This is a genomic window from Agromyces sp. NPDC058110 (assembly GCF_042884735.1).
GTDB lineage: Bacteria > Actinomycetota > Actinomycetes > Actinomycetales > Microbacteriaceae > Agromyces.
This window is the reverse complement of record NZ_JBHVTI010000001.1, coordinates 900,929-921,041: the sequence shown is the minus strand read 5'-3', so window position 1 is coordinate 921,041 and position 20,113 is coordinate 900,929. Positions and strand designations below refer to the sequence as shown.

Sequence of the window (20,113 nt, the reverse complement as noted above, 5' to 3'; positions counted from 1 at the left end):
CCGGAGTCCGCCTCGCCGGAGGCCGCGATGGCGGATCAGTCGGCTCGCGAGAGCGTCGCCACGATCGGGCGGTGGTCGCTGCCCGACCCGTCGACCTCGCCGATCACGCGGAAGGCGTCGACGTGCCATCCGGGGGTCGCGAGCACGTGGTCGATCGGGCTCCCCAGGATCTCGGGCAGGTCGGTCGGCCAGGTGCCGACGCCGCCCGCACCGCCCTGCACCGCCGCATCCGCGCACCGGCCGAGGTCGCCGCCGTCGACGCCGCGGCCGGCGAAGTGGTCGACCGTGGCGTTGAAGTCGCCCGCCATGATGACGTTCTCGCCCGCGCACTGCTCGGCGAGCCAGTCGAGGTCGCTCCGCCAGTTGCGCAGCTCCCAGCGGATCGGGGCGACGGCGTGCACCGCGATGATCCGCGGGCCGTCGCCCGAGACCGGGTCGGCGACGACCGACGGCAGCGTGTTCGTGTTGCCCGGCGGGCCGGAGACCAGTGCGGAGGTCACCTCGTAGTCGCCGAGCTCCGGCGAGATGAGGATGGTCGTCGAGCGCGCCTTCGCGACGTCGTCGAACGCGACCGTGTGCACCCACATGGGGCTCCCGCCCTCGCGCATCGCGACCGCGACCTCCTCGCCGAGCGGCTCGGTCGTCTCGGGCAGCACGACCACGTCGGCGCCCTCCGCGAGCGCGAGCTCGGTGATCGTCGACGCATCGGGCACCTCGCCGAGCGTGTTCCACGAGAAGACCGTCACCGTGTCGGATGTCGCGGCCGACGCGGCATCCGATCCGCCCAGTCCGCGCGCGACGAGCACGGCCGCATTGCCCGCCGAGAAGAGCAGGAGCACGAGCACCATCGCGAGCGCGAACCGGCGCGTCGGGCGAGCGATCGCGAGCAGGCCGAAGACGGCGGCGGCCACGACGCCCACCAGTGCCGCCGACCCTCGGAGCGCGACGATGTGGGTGGCGATCCACTGGTTCTGGAGGCCGAACGCCTGCGGCCAGACCAGGATGGCCGCGACGACCGCCGATGCGAGCACGACGAGCCAGCCGAGGATGCGGGGGAGCATCCCACCAAGCTAGGGCACGAGTCTGTGCCGGGGCCGCGAGGCGGCGCGTCGGAGGCGTGTCGGCGACGCGTCGCCGCGTGGGGATGGTACATCGGCGGCTCGGCCTAGCATGGAGGGATGGCGACGTCGACGGCATCCGGGAGCGGCTCCGCGATCGGCGACGCCGACCTGCACGTGCACTCCACGGTGTCCGACGGCACGGGCGCCCCGGCGGCGCTGCTCGTCGAGGCGGCCGAGGTCGGCCTGTCGGCCATCGCGCTGACCGACCACGACTCGACCGCGGGCTGGGTCGAGGCGGCGGCGGCGGTGCCCGAGACGGGCGTCGCGCTCATCCCGGGCATGGAGCTCTCGACGCGCGAGCAGTACACGAGCGTGCACGTGCTCGCCTACCTCATCGACCCGCTCGACGAGCCGCTGCTCGCCGAGACCACGCGCATCCGGGAGTCCCGCATCACGCGCGCCGAGGAGATCGTGCGGCGCATCGGCCGCGACTACCCGCTCACCTGGGACGACGTGCTCGCCCAGACCGCCGAGGGCGCGACCGTCGGCCGCCCGCACATCGCCGACGCGCTCGTGGCGCGCGGCCACGCGAACACGCGCTCGGCGGCGTTCGCCGGCATCCTGCACCCTCGGCACGGGTATGCGCGGCCGCATTACGCACCCGACCCGCTCACGGGCGTGCGGCTCATCCGCGCGGCCGGTGGGGTGCCCGTGCTCGCGCACCCCGGTGCCAGGGGCGAGGAGCACGTCGTGTCGCGCGAGCGGCTGCGCCAGCTCGTCGACGCGGGGCTCTTCGGGCTCGAGATCGACCACCCCGAGAACGACCCGGCCGCGAAGCCCAGGTTGCACGTTCTCGCCCGCGAGTTCGGCCTGGCCGTCACGGGCTCGAGCGACTACCACGGCACCGGCAAGCCGAACCGGCTCGGGCAGGAGCGCACGCGCGCCGACGTGGTCGCGCGCATCATCGCCGAGGGCACCGGTTCGGCGCCCGTGCTGCCGTAGCCGGGCGGCCCACCCGGTCGGTTCGCCCGCGCCGGCCGTTCTGTGGCCGCGCCGCGCCGCGCGAACGTCTGCCCGTTCACCGAGCGCGTCGTCGACTCGCGGCGACCCGGGAACGACGAAGGGGCGGATGCCTCGCGGCATCCGCCCCCGGTCGTGCGGGTCGTGGGTTCGGCGGTCAGGCCTGGGGCGCGGCGCCCGTCGAGCCGGCCGGACGCGGACCGCGGCGCCGACGGCGCCGCCGGGGAGCCGCGTTGCCGTCGTGGTGCTCGCTGCCGCCGCCGTCGTGCGTGCCGGTGCCCGGCTCGCGCACGGCCGTGGCCGCGGCGTCTGCGGAGTCGGCCGCCGCGGGTGCGGCGCCCTCGGTCGACGACGTCTCGCCCGCGGGGCGCCCGCCGCGGGTGCGCTGACGGGACCGGGTGCTGCGCGGAGCGCGTTCGCCGTCGCCCTGCCGTGCCTCGCCGCGACCGCTGCGGCCGGAGCCGCCCTCGGTGCGCCCTGCGGTGCTCGAACGGGTCGGCGCCGCCGCCGCGGCGGCGGGCTTCAGGCGGCCCTTCGTGCCTGCGGGGATGTCGAGGTCGGTGAACAGGTGCGGGCTCGACGAGTAGGTCTCGGTCGGCTCGGGCTGGCCGAACTCGAGCGCGCGGTTGATGAGGGCCCACTTGTGCAGGTCGTCCCAGTCGACGAACGTGACCGCGATACCGGTCTTTCCGGCGCGGCCCGTGCGGCCGGCGCGGTGCAGGTAGGTCTTGTCGTCGTCGGGGATGGTGTGGTTGATCACGTGCGTGACGTCGTCGACGTCGATGCCTCGTGCCGCGACATCCGTGGCGATGAGCACGTCCTTCTTGCCGGCCTTGAACGCGGCCATCGCGCGCTCGCGCTGGTCCTGGTTGAGGTCGCCGTGCACCGCGGCCGCGTTGAAGCCGCGGTCGTTGAGCTCCTCGACGAGCTTGGCCGCCGCGCGCTTCGTGCGCGTGAAGATCACGGTCTTGCCGCGGCCCTCGGCCTGGAGGATGCGCGAGATCACCTCGTCCTTGTCGAGCGAGTGCGCCCGGTAGACGAGGTGCTTGATGTTCGCCTGCGTGAGGCCCTCGTCGGGGTCGTTCGCGCGGATGTGGATGGGCTTGGACATGAACCGCCGCGCGAGCGCGACGATCGGGCCGGGCATGGTCGCCGAGAACAGCATGGTGTGCCGCACCGCGGGGACCTTCGAGAAGATCTTCTCGATGTCGGAGAGGAAGCCGAGGTCGAGCATCTTGTCGGCCTCGTCGAGCACGATCTCCTGCACCTCGCCGAGGTTCAGGAGGCGCTGGCTCGCGAGGTCGAGGAGGCGGCCGGGCGTGCCGACGACGATCTGCGCGCCCGCCTTGATCTGCTCGATCTGGCCCTCGTAGGCCTTGCCGCCGTAGATCGAGACGATCTTGGTCGGGCGGTTGGAGGTGGCCAGCTCGAGGTCTTCGGAGACCTGCACGGCGAGCTCGCGGGTCGGCACGACGACGAGCGCCTTCACGCCGGGCTCGGGAGCGTCGCCCAGTCGCTGGATGAGCGGCAGGCCGAAGCCGAAGGTCTTGCCGGTGCCGGTCTTGGCCTGGCCGATGATGTCCTGGCCGGAGAGGGCGAGGGGGATCGTCTGCTCCTGGATGGGGAAGGCGTCTGCGATGCCCTTGGTGGCGAGCGCGTCGACGATGTCGGACGCGACGCCGAGTTCTGCGAATGTAGTCAAGTATCTGCCTGTCGGTTCAGCGGGAAAGGTGCGCTCTGCTTGTCCTCAGGCGCACGGGCCGCGGGTCCGATGCCCGCGTGCGACCTCCAGCCTATCCGAGAGCGCCCGAATGCCTCGGATAGGCTGTCTGCCGTGGTGTCCTGGATCAATCGACGCGTCGCGCGCCCCGAGGCGCCGCGGCTGCGACCCCGGGTCGCGCCGACCGAGCTCACCAAGGTCGACTTCACCGAGCTGGTGCCCGAGGCGGTGCCCTTCCTCGGGCAGGCCGCGTACATCCAGCTCGTCTTCTTCGAGGCGCTCTCGACAGCCGTGCAGACCGCGCCGACGCTCAGGGCGAAAGAGGGCCTGAGCGCCGCCGCGGGGGTCGCGCTGCGCAAGCACCACTCGCTCATCGCCGAGCTGCGACTGCTCGGGGTCGAGCCCGTCGACGTGATGACGCCCTTCGCACCCGCGACCGACCGCCTCGAGGCGTCGATGCGCAGCGGCGACTGGCACGAGCTCCTCCTCGCGATCCACGTGGTCTCGGGCATGCTCGACGGCTACTTCTCGCGACTCGCGAACGGACTGCACGCCGACCTCTCGCGCCGGGTGCGCGCGATCCTCGACGAGGCGGGCTCGGCGACCGTGCTCGAGCACGAGCTGGGCCTCGCGATCGCCGAGCTGCCCGGCCTCGCAGACCGGCTCGCGCTCTGGGGCCGCAGCCTCGTCGGCGACACGCTGCTCATCGCCCGTTCGGCGCTGCGCGCCTCCGACGCGCGGGGCCTCGACGAGCGGGTCGAGCCGATCTTCACCGAGCTCATCGCCGACCACACGCGCCGCATGGACGCCCTCGGCCTCACGGCCTGAACGCGAAGACGGCGCCCTCCCGGAGGAGGACGCCGTCGGATGGAGCGGTGCGGTCAGCCGGCGGACGCCGTGCGCGATGCCGCGCTCGGGCGAGACAGCTGCTCGAAGAGCGCGACATCCGCTCGCTCGCGCTTCGGTCCGATGAGGTAGGCGGTCGCCGCGGAGGCGAGGCCGGAGACCACGAGCGAGATGACCCAGATCCAGCCGCCGTCCCACGGCATGCCGAGCCAGGTCAGCGCGACCCAGACGACCGCGGCGACGCCCGCGCCGATCGACGGGATCAGCAGCACGCCGTGCGTCTGCCGGAGCGGCAGGAGGTAGCGAGCGGCGAGCCCGAGGATCGCTCCGCCGAGCACGACGAAGAGCAGCTCCACGTCAGGCCACGAATCCGACGCGGCGCGACTCCTCGGAGCCGATCTCGACGTACGCGAGCGCCGCGGCGGGCACGAGGTAGACGGTGCCCTTCGCGTCGACGAACTTGAGCGACGCAGCGTCGCCCGCGAGCGCGGCGGCGACCTGGGCCTGGACCTCCTCTGCCGACTGCGACGACTCGAAGCCGAGTTCGCGGGGGGAGTTCTGAATGCCGATCCGTACGTCCACAGTGGGCCTTTCTGTCCTTGCGTCAACCCTAGGACACGGCTCGCGGGGGCCGTGGCGCGTTCACTGTCGGCGGAACGGGTTAACGTGTGGGCATGCCCAGCTCCAGCGCCCCGTCGCAGCCCGATGCGACCCGTGCCGCAGGCCGGTCCGGCACCGATCCCCGGCGCCCGTCCGAGGCATCCGCCGGGCCCCTCGCGGCCTCCCTCGCCGAGGGGGAGCACCACGCGGTGTTCGGGGCGCCGGGCTCGGGCAAGACCGAGCTCGCGGTCGAGCTCGTGGCCGACCGGGTCGGGCGTCTCGGCTACGGCGTCGACGACGTGCTCGTGCTGTGCGCCAGCCGGTCGACGGCGACCGCGCTGCGCGACCGCATCGCCGTCCGCCTCGGCGTCACGACGAGGGGGCCGCTCGCCCGCACCGCGAACTCGATGGCCTTCCAGCTCGTGCGCGCCTACACCGGCAGGCCGGTCACGCTGCTCACCGGCGGCGAGCACGACCGCATCGTGGCCGACCTCGTCGACGGCGGCATCCGCGACGGGTTCGGCCCCGAGTGGCCCGACCCCCTGACCCCCGAGGTCCGGGTGCTCCGCGGCTTCCGCTCAGAGCTCCGCGACCTGCTGATGCGCGCGGTCGAGCTCGGCGTCGACGAGAGCGAGCTCGCCCGGCTCGGCGATGCCGCCGGGCGACCCGAGTGGGTGGCCGCATCCGCGTTCATGGCCGAGTACGCCGACGTGAAGGACCAGGTGCGTCCCGACCAGTTCGACTCGGCCGAGCTCGGGGCGTTCGCGGCGTCGATCGTGCGACGCAGCCGCGTCGACCCCGACGCATCCGCGGCCCTCGGCCCGCTCGCCGGGCTGCGCCTGCTCGTGGTCGACGACGCGCAGGAGACGACCGAGGCCTCGGCGTCGCTCATCGCGGCCTTCGCCGCATGCGGCGTGCAGATCGTCGCCATCGGCGACCCCGACGTCGCCAGCAACGGATTCCGAGGGGGCAGGCCCGAACTGCTCGGCTCGCTGAGCCAGATGCTTGACGGCGCTCCCGTGCGGCGCATCGACCTGCCCGCCGTGCATCGCGGGCGCACCGAGATCCTCGAGGTCATCTCGGGCGTGCGCGCCCACATCGGCACGGCGCTCGGCGGGTCGCACCGATCGGCCGCGCTCGCCGGCGATCGGCCGCACGCCGACGATCCGGGCGCCGCGCTCGGGCCCGGTGGAGCGCCAGCCGTAGGCGCGCGCGACGCGTTCGGCGACGGGTCGGCGCGTCGGCTCGCACCGGTGCTCGGCATCGAGGCCGCCTCGAGCGCAGCCGAGCACCAGTCGATCGCCTCGCTGTTGCGCGAGCGCCACCTGCTCGACGGCGTGCCGTGGTCGCAGATGGCCGTCGTGCTGCGCTCGGGCGGTGACGTGCCGTCGGTCGAACGCGCGCTCGCGCTCGCCGACGTGCCCACCGCGGGGGCGGCGAACGGCCTCGCCCTGCGCGACGCGCCCGCCGCCTCCGCCCTGCTCACGGCGTGCTCGTTCGTGCTCGGGCGCGAGCCGCTCGGCGCCGAGCTCGCGGTCGCCCTGCTCACCGGTCCGCTCGGCCGGCTCGACGGCATCGGGCTCCGGCGCCTGCGGCTCGCGCTCCGGCACGAGGAGCTCGCGGCGGGAGGCGGCCGCACCGGCGACGAGCTGCTCGTCGACGCGCTCGCGGCACCCGGCGGGTTCGCGACGATCGATGCCGCGCCCGGCCGTCGCGCAGCGAAGCTCGCGGCCGTGCTCGACGCCGCGACCGGGGTGGCCAGGGGCGGCGGCACGATCGAGGAGGTGCTCTGGTCGCTGTGGGAGGGCGCCGGACTCGGCGCCGAGTGGGCGCGCCAGGCCGCGGGCACCGGTGTGCTCGCCGACGAGGCCGATCGTTCGCTCGACGCCGCAGTCGCGCTGTTCTCGGCCGCGACCAGGTTCGTCGAGCGCGAGCCGGGTGCCCCCGCCATGCGCTTCGTCGACGAGGTGCTCGCGAGCGAGCTGCCCGAAGACTCCCTGGCGCCCCGGCGCACGGCCGAGACCGTGCTCGTCACGACGCCGCAGGGCGTCGTCGGCCGGGAGTTCGACGTGGTCGTCGTCGCCGGCCTCCAAGACGCCGTGTGGCCGAACCTCCGACCGCGGGGCACGCTGCTGCACGCCGGACTCCTGCCGCGCGTCGTCGCCGCCGCGCGCGCGGGCGCGCCGCTGCCCGGCGTCGAGACCCCGGCCGAGGCGCGTGCGTCGGTGCGCGACGACGAGCTGCGGATGTTCGTGCTCGCCGTCTCGCGGGCCCGTCGCCAGGCGGTGCTCGCCTGCACGGCCAACGACGACGAGCAGCCCTCGGTGCTCATGGGGTACGCCCTCGAACGCGTGCGCCCCCGGCGTCGCCCGCTGCACCTGCGATCCCTGGTGGGCGCGTTGCGCCGAGAGGCGGTCACGGGCGATCCCGAGTCCGCGGCGGCGCTCGCGATGCTCGCCGAGGAGGGCGTGCCCGGCGCCGATCCGAGCGAGTGGTACGGACTTGCCGGGCTCTCGAACGAGGCGCCGCTGGTCGACCTCGACGGCGACCCCGAGGCATCCGTGCCGGTCTCGCCGTCGCAGATCGATCGCGTCGAGGAGTCCCCGCTCGGCTGGTTCGTCGACCACGTCGCCTCGCCGCCGTCCGGCATCGCCGCATCGATCGGCACCATCGTGCACGCCGTCGTCGAAGAGGTCGGCGGTCGCGATGACGGATCGACCGACGTCGACGAGATCTGGGCGGCCGTCGAAGAGCGACTGAAGGCCGTGCGTTTCGAGGCCGGGTGGGTCGCCGAGCGGGAGCGGCGCGGTGCGCGCCGCATGGCCGAGGGCGCCGCGGAGTACCTCAACGGGTTCGACGACGACGCGAAGGTGCTGCTCGGCGCCGAAGGAAGGTTCACCATCACCGTCGACCGCGTTCGCATCACGGGCACCATCGACCGCATCGAGGCGTCGCCCGACGGCACGACGGTCATCGTCGACATCAAGACTGGTCGCACGCCGCCGACGTTCGCCCAGACCGCCGCGCATCCGCAGTTGGCCGCCTACCAGCTCGCGGCGCGCCAGCAGGCGGTGCCCTCCGCCGGCGTGCTCGGCGGGGCGAAGCTCGTCTACGTCGCGCCGCCCTCCCGCGGGCTCGCCTACACCGAGCGGGCGCAGCAGCCGTTCGACGAGGAGGCCGAGGCTGCCTTCCGAGCGCGGCTCGGCGACGTCGGGCGAGTGATGGCCGGCGCCGTCTTCGAGGGGTCGACCGACCCCGGTCCGCGTTCGAGGTTCGGTTCCTGGCAGTACCGCGTGCACCTCGTGCCGGCGGTCTCGGCGTGAGCGCCGTGCCCGGCGCCATGAGCGCCGACGGCACGCGCGCGGGCATCAGCGCGGCCGAGATCGCCACCCGCCTCGGGCTGCACGTGCCGACCCCCGAGCAGCAGGCCGTCATCGAGGCCGATCCCCACGGTGCGAGCATCGTCGTCGCCGGTGCCGGCAGCGGCAAGACCGAGACCATGGCGAACCGGGTCGTGTGGCTGCTGGCCAACGGGCACGTCGGCGTGGCCGACGTGCTCGGCCTGACGTTCACGCGAAAGGCCGCGGGCGAGCTCGCCGAGCGCGTCCGCGAGCGCGTCGCGCAGCTCGTGCACGAGGGCATCGCCGAGCTCGTCATCGACCCGCTCGAGTCGGCGACCGTGAGCACGTACCACTCGTTCGCGAGCGCGATCTACCGCGAGCACGCCATGCGTATCGGGCGCGAACCCGATGCGACCGTGCTCGGCGAGGCGTCGGCCTGGCTCCTCGCGAGGTCGGTCGTGAGCGCGTCGGCCGATCTGAGGCTCATCGAACTCGACGCCTCGCTCGACCGGGTCACGGCCGCCGCCCTGTCGCTCAGTCGGGCGCTCGCCGAGAACGTCGCGGACAGCCGCGACGTGCGGGCGTTCGCCCGCGACTTCCTCGCCATGCGCGGCCTGCCGATCGAGGCGCCGCGCAAGCGCACCGACTTCGACTCCTTCGTCGGCGCGCTCGGCGTCGTCGACGCCCTGCCTCCGCTGCTCGAACTCGCCGACGCGTACGCCGCGGCCAAGCGCGAGCGCGGCTACGTCGAGTTCTCCGACCAGGTCGCGCTCGCACTGCAGATCTGCGTCGAGCACCCCGACGTCGTCGCCGAGCATCGGGAGCGCTCGCGCACGGTGCTCCTCGACGAGTACCAGGACACGAGCGTCGTGCAGACGCGCCTGCTGGCCGCGCTCTTCGAAGGGCACCCGGTCATGGCGGTGGGCGACCCCGACCAGTCGATCTACGGCTGGCGGGGCGCGAGCGCCGCCAACCTCGCCAGGTTCGATCGCGACTTCGGCCGTGGCACGGCGGCCGTCTACCACCTGTCGACGAGCTGGCGGAATCCGCGAGTCGTGCTCGATGCGGCGAACACGCTCATCGCGACGCTCGATGCCGGCATCCCGAAGGCGGCGCTGGCGCCGTCGCCGTTCGCCGGCGCAGGTCGCCTCGATCTCGCCTGGGGCGAGACGATCGACGACGAGGCCGACCGGGTCGCGCGGTGGTTCGCCGAACGCCTCGGCCGGAGCACGGCTGCCGGTGCCGCATCCGAGGCGATGCCGACGGCTGCGGCAGCCCGGAGCGGGGCGCTGCTGTGCCGCACGTTCGCGAACGTCGACGTGTTCACGCAGGCGCTCCGCGCGCACGGCGTGCCGGTGCACGTGCTCGGCATGGCCGGCCTGCTCGACCAACCCGTGATCGCCGACCTCGTGTGCGTGCTGCGCGTGCTGCACGACCCCACGGCCGGATCCGAGCTCGTGCGCGTGCTCGGCGGCGCCCGCTGGCGCATCGGCCCGGCCGATCTGGCCGGCCTCCGAGGCGTGGCCGGATGGCTCGTGGATCGTGACTCGGCGCGCCGCAGGCTCGACGACGACGTTCGGCGCGGACTGCGCTCGTCGACGGCCGCCGAGGAGTCGCCGTCGATCGTCGACGCCCTCGACTTCACCCTGACGGCCCCCGACGACCACCGGGCGCTCGCGGGCATCAGCCCTACCGGACTCGCGAGGCTCCGCCGGGCGGGTGCCCAGTTGCAGGCCCTGCGACGGCGCGTCGGCCTGGGGCTGATCGACTTCGTGCACCTCGTGCAGCAGGAGCTGCTGCTCGACATCGAGGTCGCCGCGAACGCCGACCAGCCGCTCGGCCGACCGAGCCTCGAGGCGTTCGACGAACTGCTGGCCGGCTTCGCCGACGATGCCGAGCATCCGACCCTCGGCGCCTTCCTCAGCTGGCTGACCGAGGCCGAGCAGCGCGACCGGCTCTCGCCGCGACAGGACGAACCCGAGCCGGGTGCCGTGCAGGTGCTCTCCATCCACGGTTCGAAGGGCCTCGAATGGGATGTCGTCGCCGTGCCGCGCATGGTCGACCAGGAGATCCCCTCGAAGCCGCGGTCCGCCAAGGGCTGGCTGGCGTTCGGCGAACTGCCGAACGAGTTCAAGGGCGACCGCGACGAGCTCCCCGAGCTCGGCTGGCGCGGCGTGCAGAGCCAGCGGGAGTTCGACGAGGCCGTCACCGCGTTCGCCGAGGAGAACCGCGAACGGCATGCCGACGAAGAGCGTCGGCTCGCCTACGTGGCCGTCACCCGCACCCGGTCGGACCTGCTGCTCAGCGGTTCGTGGTGGTCGACGCAGAAGACGCCCCGGCCGCCGAGCGCCTTCCTCCGTGAGCTCGCGGTCGCCGGCGTGATCCGCTCCGACGTGCTGCCGAGCGCACCCGAATCCGACGAGAACCCCCGGGTCGAGGCGGACTCGCGGGTGTCGTGGCCGCTCGACCCGCTCGGCGTCCGCAGGCCCGGCGTCGTGCGTGCCGCCGACGCCGTTCGGGTGGCCGCCCAGGGCCCGACGGGCGCCGGCATCGGCCCGCAGCTGTCGGCCGAGCTCGCCCTCCTCATCGAGGAGCGTCGCCGACGGCAGGCCGGCCCGGGGCCGACACCGATCCCGTCGCGCGTGCCCGCGTCGCGGTTCAAGGACTACCTCGACGACCCCGAGGCGGTCGCCGCGCAGCTGCGGCGTCCGATGCCGCAACGCCCGTACCGGGCCACGCGCCTCGGCACGCTGTTCCACGAGTGGGTCGAGCATCGCTCCACCGGCGAGTCCGCAGCCGCGGCCGTCGACGACGGCCTGTTCGGCCTCGAGGCCTTCGGGCCCGACGATCCGGCGGAGGTGGTCGAGGTCGCGGGCGCGGCGCCGGGCGACGTCCGGAGTGCCGGAGGCGCCGCCGGCGCCAACGACAATCTCGACCGGCTCGCGGCCCTGCGAGCGACCTTCGAGGCCTCCGAGTGGGGCGGGCGGCGCCCGCTCGAGGTCGAGATCGAGCTGCACCTCCCGATCGACGAGCACGTGTTCGTCTGCAAGCTCGATGCCGTCTACACGGTGCCCGAAGACGGCGAGCTCGCGGCACGGGGCATCCGCTACCAGGTCGTCGACTGGAAGACCGGACGAGCGCCCCGCAACGCGCGCGATCTCGAGCTCAAGCAGACGCAGCTCGCGCTCTATCGCCTCGCCTACGCCGCCTGGGCGGGCATCGCGCCCGAGACGGTCGACGCCGTCTTCTACTTCGTCGAAGACGACCGCATCATCAGGCCGGCGGAACTCTACGACGAGGCTGCGCTCCGGAGGGCGTGGGCCGCTGCCGTCGCGACCTGAGCGTCGGGAGCACCCCGCCCGACGTCGGCCGAGTCATCATCGCCAGACTCCTCCGGGTGCGGGCTGCTCGAGATGGTCCGCCCAAGGATGGGACGCGCCTGGCCGGGAAGATCGGGGCTGGGACGCACCCGGCCGGGGTCGTTCCGGGCCGGGATGTCTCAGGCCCGGCGTTTCGGATCGGGGCGTTCAGGACCCGGTGCGGCCGATCGGGCGCCCGTCGTCGTCGGCGTCTTCACCCGGGGCATCCGTCGCCGGCCGAGGTTCGCCGCCGTGCACGGCGGCAGCTCCCGGCGCTGCATCGCCCCAGTCGCTGAGGTCGAGCGGGATCGGGGCGGTCGCGTCCGCCGGCACGGCGGCCCGTTCGCCCCGCTCGCCGAGCTCGAACTCAGAGAAGTCGTAGCTGTCGGTGAGCAGCGCCGACGACTCGCGGGCGGGCTCGGTGCGCGGCGTCTCGTCGAGCAGGCGCTCGACGCCGTCGACTGTGAGGATGGGGCCGGTCTGCGGCGAGAGCGCCTCGGTCGTGCGATCGTGCACTCCCGCGACGAGGTCGTCGAGCATGGAGACGGCGTCGTCGATGATGGCCTGGTCTCGTTGGTCGACGCCGTGCAGCAGCCAACGCGCGAGCTCGAGCTCGCCGTAGAGCAGGGCGCGCTGGGGGAGTGCCCCGTCGGCGCCGCCGCCCCGACCGACGAAGTACGCCTCGAGGGCGCGCTCGGCCGACGGGCCGCGCGAGGTGAGCAGCCAGTGCAGGTCGCGTGCGGGATCGCCGACGGACAGGGCCGACCAGCCGATGATCGCGGCCACGCGTTCGTCGTCGACGACGAACGAGTCAGCGCTCAGGGTGCCGTTCACGACGGTGGTGCGGAAGCGCCAGAGCGACTCGTCGTCGGTGGCCTCCTCCCAGCGTCGCAGCAGGGCGGCGGGCAGGCGGCCGGTGTCGGAGGCGCGGCCGATGAGCTCGACCACGGCGTCGCGCGCCTCGCCGTCGCTCTCGCGCGCGAGGCCGGCGTCGCCGACGAAACCCGACGGCAACGAGTGGATCGCGGCGATCGCGTTGCCGACGGACTCGGCGATGCGGTCGTGCGCGGTGAGCTCGTCGGCGCCGAGCACCCGGCCGGGCACGAATTCGGTCACGATCGCGCGCGTGCCGTCGATGGGCGCCTGCCCGACGAACACGGGCACGGTGAACGGCAGGCGCGAACGGATGCCGGTGGTCATCGCCCGCAGCGCGACGAGGTCGGCGGACTGCTCGGTCTCGGCCGACTGCGTGCGCGGTGTGCGGATGAGCAGGCGTCCGCCGTCGGTCGCCCGCAGCTCGACGGCGTCGTACGCACCGCCCGAGCGCCTGGTGTGGGCGCGTGCCGCGCTGACCTCCAGGCCGGGGACCGCCGCCGTGGCCAACGCGGCTAGAGTGAGAGTGGGTCTGGCCATGGCCAACAGCTTAAGCAGGTCGATCGGCTGCAGCGGCGAGCGCCACACCTTGGCGCAGACTCCGCGGTCGTCACGGTTCCGCGGGTTCGGCCCGGTCGGGCCGGCTCCGTCCGACGACGCGGGCGATCCGACACGAGCACCGAAGCGAGAAAGAGGCGCCGTGCGCGAATCGACACCCCCGCCCCTCGCCCGGGCGCGCCTCGATCGCGACGGCGCCGCGCGGAGCGCCCCCGACCGAGCCGCACGCTTCGACGCCGACCCTTCGGCGCGGGTGCTGCTGATGCACGACGGTCGGGCGCTGCTCACCGAGATCGTCGAGGGCGTTCCGCCGGTGCTCGACCTGCGGTCGCCCGCCGAGCTCGCACGGCTGCTCGACGCAGCGGGCACCGTCGACGCAGCGGGCGCCGCCGGTGAAGAAGCAGGCCGCACGGACGTGCACGGGCTCCGCGTCTACCTCGGCCGCGCACTCGACGACGAGGGCGCCGCGACCGCGGGTGCGCCGATCGAGGTGCGCGTGCTCGATGACGCCGACGCCGACGCGGTGGAACCCGAGGCCGCGCGCTGGGTCGGCCTCCGCCAGGCGGCGCCGATGCTCTCCGATCGTGACTCCGGCCTGTTCACGCAGGCGGCGGCGATCGTGAACTGGCACGGGGCGAGCGCCTTCTGCCCGCGGTGCGGTGCGGCCACCGAGCCGATCGAGTCGGGCTGGTCGCGGCGGTGCACGAACGACGGCGGACAGGTCTTCCCCCGAACGGATCCGGCGGTCATCGTGCTGGTGACCGATGCCGACGATCGCGTGCTGCTCGGATCGAACGCCATGTGGCAGTCCAACCGCTTCTCGCTGCTCGCCGGGTTCGTCGAGCCCGGCGAGTCGCTCGAGTCCGCGGTCGTGCGCGAGATCGGCGAGGAGGCGGGCCTCGAGGTCGTCGACGTCGAGTACGTCGCGTCGCAGCCCTGGCCGTTCCCGGCCAGCCTGATGCTCGGGTTCACCGCGCGCGCGGTGTCGGCTGAGGCCGCCGCGGCCGTCACCCCCGACGGCGAGGAGATCCTCGAACTGCGCTGGTTCAGTCGCGCCGAGCTCGCTGCAGCGCTCCCCGAGGTCGGGGTTCCCGGACGCACGTCGATCGCGGGCTGGCTGCTCGAGCGGTGGTACGGCGGTCCGATCGAGTCGTCACCGCAGGGCTGGGGCGCGTGAGCGCGGCATCCGACCCCCTGCTCGCCGACCTCGACGACGAGCAGCGCGTCGCCGCCGAGGCCCTGCTCGGGCCGGTCTGCATCCTCGCGGGCGCCGGCACCGGCAAGACCCGGGCGATCACCCACCGCATCGCGTACGGCGTCGCGACCGGCACCTACGACCCGGCGCGAGTGATGGCGCTCACCTTCACCGCGCGTGCCGCAGCCGAGCTCCGGGAGCGCCTGCGCCTGCTGGGCGCGAGCGGGGTGCCGGTGCGCACGTTCCACGCGGCGGCGCTCGCCCAGCTGAACCACTTCTGGCCGCTCGTCGTCGGCGGCACCGCTCCGCGCGTGCTCGAGTACAAGGGGCGACTGCTCGGCGCGGCTGCCGAGTCGATCCGGCTCCGCGTCGACCAGCCGACGCTCCGAGACGTCGCCGCCGAGATCGAGTGGCGCAAGGTGGGCATGCTGACGCCCGACGCGCACGAGGCCAGGCTCGTCGTGCGCGGCGCCCCTGGCTCGCTCACGACCGAGCAGTTCCACGACCTGGTCGCGGCGTACGAGCGCATCAAGGACGAGCGCAGGCAGCTCGACTTCGAGGACGTGCTGCTCGCGACCTCGGGCATGATCGAGGCCGAGGCATCCGTCGCCATGCGCGTGCACGAGAGCTACCGCCACTTCGTCGTCGACGAGTACCAAGACGTCTCGCCGGCGCAGCAGCACCTGCTGGAGCTCTGGCTCGGCGACCGCGACGAGCTCTGCGTGGTCGGCGACGCCAGCCAGACGATCTACTCCTTCGCGGGCGCGACGCCCGAGTACCTGCTCGGGTTCGAGCGCCGGTTCGCCGATGCGACGATCGTGCGCCTCGAGCGCAACTACCGTTCGACCGAGCAGATCGTCGATGCCGCGAACCGGCTGATGCGCGGCCGGGCGGGCGCGTTGCAGCTCCGCGCGACGGCGCCCGACCGCTCGGCCGGCGACAACGCTCCGACGGTTCCGGATGCCGCGGCGCCACGCCCGTCGTCTGGCCACCCGCGCACCGACGAACCCGTGATCACCTCGTACGCCGACGAACTCGCCGAGGCGCGCGGCGTCGCGACCGTGATCCGCAACCGCATCGACGCCGGCGCGGCGCCCGAGCAGATCGCCGTCCTCATGCGCGTCAACTCGCAGTCGGCCATGCTCGAGCACGCCCTCGACGAGGTCGGCGTGCCGTCGCGCGTGCGCGGCAGCGTGCGGTTCTTCGACCAGCCCGAGGTGCGTCAGGCCGTGCAGGCCCTCCGCGCCGCCGCGCTCACGATCGCGAACGAGCCCCTCTTCAAGTCGGTGAGCGACGTGCTGCGGTCGCTCGGGTGGACCGCGCAGGCTCCCGAGGGCCCCGGCGCCGTGCGTGCGAGATGGGAGTCGCTGAACGCGCTCGCCCGCCTCGTCGACGACGCCCCGCCCGGAACCACGTTCCGAGCATTCGCCGACGACCTGCGCGCCCGTGCCGAGGCGCAGCACGAGCCGACCGTGCAGGCGGTCACGCTCGCCACGCTGCACTCGGCGAAGGGCCTCGAGTGGGACGAGGTGCACATCGTCGGGCTCACCGAGGGCATGCTGCCGATCGCCTACGCGAAGGGACTCGACGCGATCGACGAGGAACGGCGGCTGTTCTACGTCGGCGTCACGCGGGCACGCCGGCGGCTGTCGCTGAGCTGGGCGCGGCTGGGCGGTCAGCAACGGTCAGCGCGAGAGGAATCGCGATTCCTGCAGGAGCTCGGCACCCGCACGCCGGGTGCTCAGCGTGTTCGCGACGGCGGCCGGCCGAGCCCCGTCGGTCGAACCTGACGGATGCCGCGGCCAGGCGCAGTGGATCATCGGCGCCGTGACCCGGCTCGCCGCTCCGATGGCCTTGGGGCGTCGGGGCGCCCGGCAGTCTGGCCAGCCGCGCGTCGACGGCGGTCGCGACGAGCGCGGCGGCGTCGAACCGCAGGCGTTCCGGCTCGGCGGGCGCGGGCCGACCGGTGAGCTGGGCCGCGATCACCGGCCACGCGGCATCCGCATCGCGACCGGCGAGGTCGACGCAGCGCAGGCACGGCCCACGGCCGGGCTCGACGAACGGGCCGACGCGGATGCCGGAGTCGTCGCTCACGACGGCGAGATGCGGCAGGTCGCGCCGCAGCCACCGCAGGTGCCGCGACGGGGTGATCGCCCACGCGGCGACGATCACGACGACGTCGGGATCGTCGAGCGGGGACTCCGCCGGGCGGTGGGCAGGCTCGGAACCGGCCGATGTCTCCGACCAGGGCACCGGGCATCGTCGCACCTCGTGGCCGAGCACCTCGAGGTTCGCGGCCACGAGTTCGGCGAGCGGGCCGTCGCCGTCCAGGCCGACCGCGCGGGGCCGGCCGGCGTGGATCGGGCCGCCCGAGGCATCCGCTCGCCCTGACGCGGGTCGCGACCCCTGCGGGTCGAGGAGCGCGGCCGAGACGAGGTCGACGAATCGCCGCACCTCGTCGGGCGTCGCATCGAACGCCGCGCCGATCGTGACGAGCGTCGAGAGGCTCGCGCCGTGCCGGAGCGCCGAGAGGAGCCCGTGCTCGAGCTCGCCGGGGCGTTCGAGCACGGCGGCCGGTTCGGAGGCACCGAGCTGCAGGTCGTCGGGCGAACGCCAGACGAGGGGGAGTGCTGGGTCGAGCCGGAGGGTCATGCGGCGAGCATGCCCGATGACGCCCGACCGCCGGGGCATCCGTCCACAGGCCGGATGCCCCGGTGAGGAGCTTCGATGCTCGGGGTCAGACGGGCTTCGGCCCGCCGTCGCCGCCTGCGTCGGTCTCGGGGGACTCGCCGCCCTCGCCGGGCGCCACGGGCGTCTCGCCGCGCAGGAGCGCCTCGAGCGCCTGGTCGAACTCGTCGTCGGCCTCGCTCGTGGCCGTCTCGCCGCCCGTGAGGCGCGCGATGAGCCCGCTCGGGTCGTCGAGGTCGGCGCTCGTCGGGAGCAGGTCGGGGTGGGCCCAGAGCGCGTCGCGACGTTCGATGCCGACCGCGTCGGTGACGGCCCGCCACATCGCCGCGGCCTCGCGCATGCGGCGCGGGCGGAGCTCGAGACCGACGAGCGTCGCGAACGCCGATTCGGCGGGACCGCCGGTCGCGCGGCGGCGACGGATGGTCTCGGCGATCGCGTCGGACTTCGGCAGGCGGCCGGTCGCGTCGGCCGTGGCCAGGTCGACCCAGCCCTCGATGAGCGCCAGCATGGTCTCGAGCCGGTCGAGCGCCCCCTGCTGCGCATCGCTCTTGGCGCTGATGAGCGCGCCGGACTCCACCGCGCGGCGCAGTTCGTCGGTGTTCGTCGGATTCGCGGGGTCGAAGCCCTCCGCGAGCTGCTCGAGGCGCTCGGTGTCGATCTCGATGCCGCGGGCGTAGGCCGTGATGGCGCTGATGAGGTTCAGCCGCAGCCAGCGCGCGTGCCGGAACAGCCGGGCGTGGGCGAGCTCGCGCACCGCGAGGTAGAGCTCGACCTCGGTCGAGGGGATGTCGAGGTCGGTGCCGAACTCGGCCACGTTCTGCGGGATGAGCGCAGCGCGGCCGTCGGCCTGCAGCGGGATTCCGACGTCGCCGCCGGAGACGACCTCGGTCGCGAGCTGTCCGACGACCTGGCCGAGCTGCATCGCGAACATCGCACCGCCGATGCCGCGCATGAGCTTGGACGCGCCGGCGATCATCGACTGCATCTCTTCGGGCGCCTGCTCGCGCATGACGCGCGTGAGCGCATCGGCGATGCTGAGGGCGACCGGTTCGGCGAGCTGGGTCCAGACGGGCATGGTCGCCGCGACCCACCCGCGACGGGTGAGCAGCTCGGGCGACTCGGGCAGGCGGCCGAACACGACCGCCTCGTCGAGCCACAGCGAGGCGACCTGCAGCGCCTGGTCGAGGCGGGCGCGCTCGTCGTCGGTGATCTGCACCTGACCGGATGCCGCGCGCTGCTCGCCCTGGCGGAGTGCGGCGCTCCAGTCGATGCCGTCGTCGGCGTGGTTCATCGCCTGCTGGAGCTGCCCGAAGAGCGCCGCGACGCTGGCCGGATCGTTCGGCAGGCCGGCGGCGCCCGCCAGCTGGCCGGGGTCGATGCCGCCACCGCCCGAGAGCAGGTTGCGCAGCATCTCGCGGAACTCCTCCTCGGAGTTCTTGTCGCCCGGCTCGTCGTCCCGATCGGCCACGTGAGCCACCTCCTGTCAAGTTCTCTCCACCGTAGCGCCGTGGTGCGGACGCCAGGCTGGGAAATGGCTTAAGCTGGGCGTTCCCGGTGTCCGCCCGTCGCGAACAGGCGAGGCACGGGTCGATCTCGGCGTCTGCACCGTCCGGAAGGAACCACCGATGGCACTGTTCGCCGACGACCGCTCGCCGAGCCCCGACGAACCGGGCTTCGACGCCGAGCCCCGTCACTTCCGGGCCGAGCCCCGTCCCTTCCGCGAGCGGTTCGGGGGCTGGGCCGCCGTGGTCGCGACCGTCATCGCGGTGATCTTCGCGCTGCTGCCCTCGCCGTACGTGATCGAGCGCCCCGGCCCCGTGTACGACACGCTCGGCACGGCGGAGCACGACGGCGAGGAGGTGCCCCTCATCGCCATCCCCGACGAGAAGACCTACCCGACCGAGGGCGAGCTCAACCTGCTCACGGTGTCGGTCGTGGGCCGCCCGGGGGCGACGCCGAGCTGGTTCGAGGTCATGACGGCGTGGTTCGACCGCCGGCAGTCCGTCGTGCCCGTCGAGGCGATCTTCCCCGCTGGCGTGACCGACGAGGACCGCGACGCGCAGAACGCCGCGGCCATGGTCGACTCCCAGCAGGACGCGATCGCCGCGGCGCTCGTCGAGCTCGGCTACGACTTCCCGAGGCAGGTCACCGTCTCGGGGGTGGCCGAGGGCAGCGCGGCCGACGGCGTGCTCGAAGACGACGACGTCATCGAGGCCGTCAACGGCGTCGAGGTGTTCTCGATCGACGAGCTGCGCGCCGAGGTGCAGCAGAACGGCGGCGACGCCCCGGCCGAGCTGCGCGTGCTGCGCGGCGACGACGAGCTCGCGCTCGAGGTCACGCCGACCGAGAGCAACGGGGTATTCGTGCTCGGCGTGGGCGTGCGCATGGTGTACGAGTTCCCGATCGACGTCGAGCTGCAGCTCGACGACGTCGGCGGCCCGAGCGCCGGCATGATGTTCGCGCTCGGCATCGTCGACGAGCTCACGCCAGGCGCCATGACCGGCGGCGAGATCGTCGCGGGCACCGGCACGATCGACTCGGCCGGCGCCGTGGGCGCCATCGGCGGCATCCGCCAGAAGCTGTGGGGCGCGAAGGAGGCCGGGGCGACCGTGTTCCTCGCGCCAGCCTCCAACTGCGACGAGGTCGTCGGCAACGTGCCCGACGGGCTCGACGTGTTCGCGGTCGAGACGCTCGACCAGGCGCGCGACGTCGTCGAGGCCGCGGGCGAGGGAGCCGACCTCGGCGGATTCGCCACCTGCACCGCATCCTGACCGCGCGCTCGGCCGTACATGCGGCACGCGGCATCCGTTCGACGCATTCGTTACGAAGTTCCCAGCCGGTGACGATGGTTC

The 20,113-nt window shown here is 73.7% G+C and carries 13 protein-coding genes; 7 read left to right on the top strand and 6 right to left on the bottom strand.

Annotated features, from left to right (window positions below; translation table 11 throughout):
* Window positions 1-35 precede the first annotated feature (35 nt).
* Window positions 36-1,061, bottom strand: coding sequence for an endonuclease/exonuclease/phosphatase family protein (locus tag ACFVS8_RS04375; protein ID WP_387057994.1), 1,026 nt, complete (start codon window positions 1,059-1,061; stop codon window positions 36-38).
* Window positions 1,062-1,178: 117 nt separating this feature from the next.
* Between ACFVS8_RS04375 and ACFVS8_RS04370 the strand changes: the two genes are divergently transcribed.
* Window positions 1,179-2,063: a PHP domain-containing protein gene (locus ACFVS8_RS04370; protein ID WP_387057991.1), complete on the top strand. Its 885-nt coding sequence runs from the start codon at window positions 1,179-1,181 to the stop codon at window positions 2,061-2,063.
* A gap of 175 nt (window positions 2,064-2,238) precedes the next feature.
* On the opposite strand, the gene ACFVS8_RS04365 is transcribed toward ACFVS8_RS04370, so the two are convergent.
* Window positions 2,239-3,783: a DEAD/DEAH box helicase gene (locus ACFVS8_RS04365; RefSeq protein WP_387057989.1), complete on the bottom strand. Its 1,545-nt coding sequence runs from the start codon at window positions 3,781-3,783 to the stop codon at window positions 2,239-2,241.
* A 132-nt stretch (window positions 3,784-3,915) separates the two neighbouring features.
* Here ACFVS8_RS04365 and ACFVS8_RS04360 point away from each other — a divergent pair, with 132 nt between their 5' ends.
* On the top strand, window positions 3,916-4,629 hold the full coding sequence (locus ACFVS8_RS04360) for a ferritin-like fold-containing protein (RefSeq protein WP_387057987.1): 714 nt from the start codon (window positions 3,916-3,918) through the stop codon (window positions 4,627-4,629).
* Window positions 4,630-4,682: 53 nt separating this feature from the next.
* Here ACFVS8_RS04360 and ACFVS8_RS04355 read toward each other — a convergent pair whose 3' ends face one another.
* Window positions 4,683-5,003, bottom strand: coding sequence for a hypothetical protein (locus tag ACFVS8_RS04355; RefSeq protein WP_387057986.1), 321 nt, complete (start codon window positions 5,001-5,003; stop codon window positions 4,683-4,685).
* A 1-nt stretch (window position 5,004) separates the two neighbouring features.
* Window positions 5,005-5,229 carry a DUF3107 domain-containing protein gene (locus ACFVS8_RS04350; RefSeq protein ID WP_387057984.1) on the bottom strand — a complete coding sequence of 75 codons (225 nt, stop codon included), beginning with the start codon at window positions 5,227-5,229 and terminating at the stop codon, window positions 5,005-5,007.
* A 92-nt stretch (window positions 5,230-5,321) separates the two neighbouring features.
* Here ACFVS8_RS04350 and ACFVS8_RS04345 point away from each other — a divergent pair, with 92 nt between their 5' ends.
* Together ACFVS8_RS04345 and ACFVS8_RS04340 are read left to right on the top strand one after the other, a co-directional pair.
* Entirely contained in the window at window positions 5,322-8,570 is a 3,249-nt protein-coding gene (locus tag ACFVS8_RS04345; protein WP_387057982.1) for a PD-(D/E)XK nuclease family protein, read from the top strand.
* Window positions 8,567-11,929, top strand: coding sequence for a UvrD-helicase domain-containing protein (locus ACFVS8_RS04340; RefSeq protein WP_387057978.1), 3,363 nt, complete (start codon window positions 8,567-8,569; stop codon window positions 11,927-11,929). Before ACFVS8_RS04345 ends, ACFVS8_RS04340 begins: the two co-directional genes overlap by 4 nt.
* Before the next feature lie 186 nt (window positions 11,930-12,115).
* Here the strand turns inward: ACFVS8_RS04340 and ACFVS8_RS04335 are convergent, their stop codons facing one another.
* The gene (locus tag ACFVS8_RS04335) at window positions 12,116-13,360 is read right to left on the bottom strand and encodes a phosphotransferase (protein ID WP_387057975.1); all 1,245 of its coding nucleotides are present in this window, start codon (window positions 13,358-13,360) and stop codon (window positions 12,116-12,118) included.
* Between the two features lie 160 nt (window positions 13,361-13,520).
* Between ACFVS8_RS04335 and nudC the strand changes: the two genes are divergently transcribed.
* Window positions 13,521-14,555 carry an NAD(+) diphosphatase gene (nudC, locus tag ACFVS8_RS04330; RefSeq protein ID WP_387057972.1) on the top strand — a complete coding sequence of 345 codons (1,035 nt, stop codon included), beginning with the start codon at window positions 13,521-13,523 and terminating at the stop codon, window positions 14,553-14,555.
* Window positions 14,552-16,363 carry an ATP-dependent helicase gene (locus ACFVS8_RS04325; protein ID WP_387057969.1) on the top strand — a complete coding sequence of 604 codons (1,812 nt, stop codon included), beginning with the start codon at window positions 14,552-14,554 and terminating at the stop codon, window positions 16,361-16,363. Before nudC ends, ACFVS8_RS04325 begins: the two co-directional genes overlap by 4 nt.
* Before the next feature lie 947 nt (window positions 16,364-17,310).
* Here the strand turns inward: ACFVS8_RS04325 and ACFVS8_RS04320 are convergent.
* Window positions 17,311-18,672, bottom strand: a complete 1,362-nt coding sequence (locus tag ACFVS8_RS04320) for a zinc-dependent metalloprotease (RefSeq protein ID WP_387058202.1) — start codon at window positions 18,670-18,672, stop codon at window positions 17,311-17,313.
* A gap of 214 nt (window positions 18,673-18,886) precedes the next feature.
* On the opposite strand from ACFVS8_RS04320, the gene ACFVS8_RS04315 reads away from it, so the two are divergent.
* Window positions 18,887-20,032, top strand: a complete 1,146-nt coding sequence (locus ACFVS8_RS04315; RefSeq protein WP_387057966.1) for a PDZ domain-containing protein — start codon at window positions 18,887-18,889, stop codon at window positions 20,030-20,032.
* Window positions 20,033-20,113: the final 81 nt, after the last annotated feature.

Bases quoted from the DNA above. Each gene is read 5' to 3' on its own strand.
- ACFVS8_RS04375 (WP_387057994.1), bottom strand. From the start codon at position 1,061: ATGCTCCCCCGCATCCTCGGCTGGCTCGTCGTGCTCGCATCGGCGGTC.
- ACFVS8_RS04320 (WP_387058202.1), bottom strand. From the start codon at position 18,672: ATGCTGCGCAACCTGCTCTCGGGCGGTGGCGGCATCGACCCCGGCCAG.
- ACFVS8_RS04335 (WP_387057975.1), bottom strand. From the start codon at position 13,360: ATGGCCAGACCCACTCTCACTCTAGCCGCGTTGGCCACGGCGGCGGTC.
- ACFVS8_RS04315 (WP_387057966.1), top strand. From the start codon at position 18,887: ATGGCACTGTTCGCCGACGACCGCTCGCCGAGCCCCGACGAACCGGGC.
- ACFVS8_RS04345 (WP_387057982.1), top strand. From the start codon at position 5,322: ATGCCCAGCTCCAGCGCCCCGTCGCAGCCCGATGCGACCCGTGCCGCA.
- ACFVS8_RS04370 (WP_387057991.1), top strand. From the start codon at position 1,179: ATGGCGACGTCGACGGCATCCGGGAGCGGCTCCGCGATCGGCGACGCC.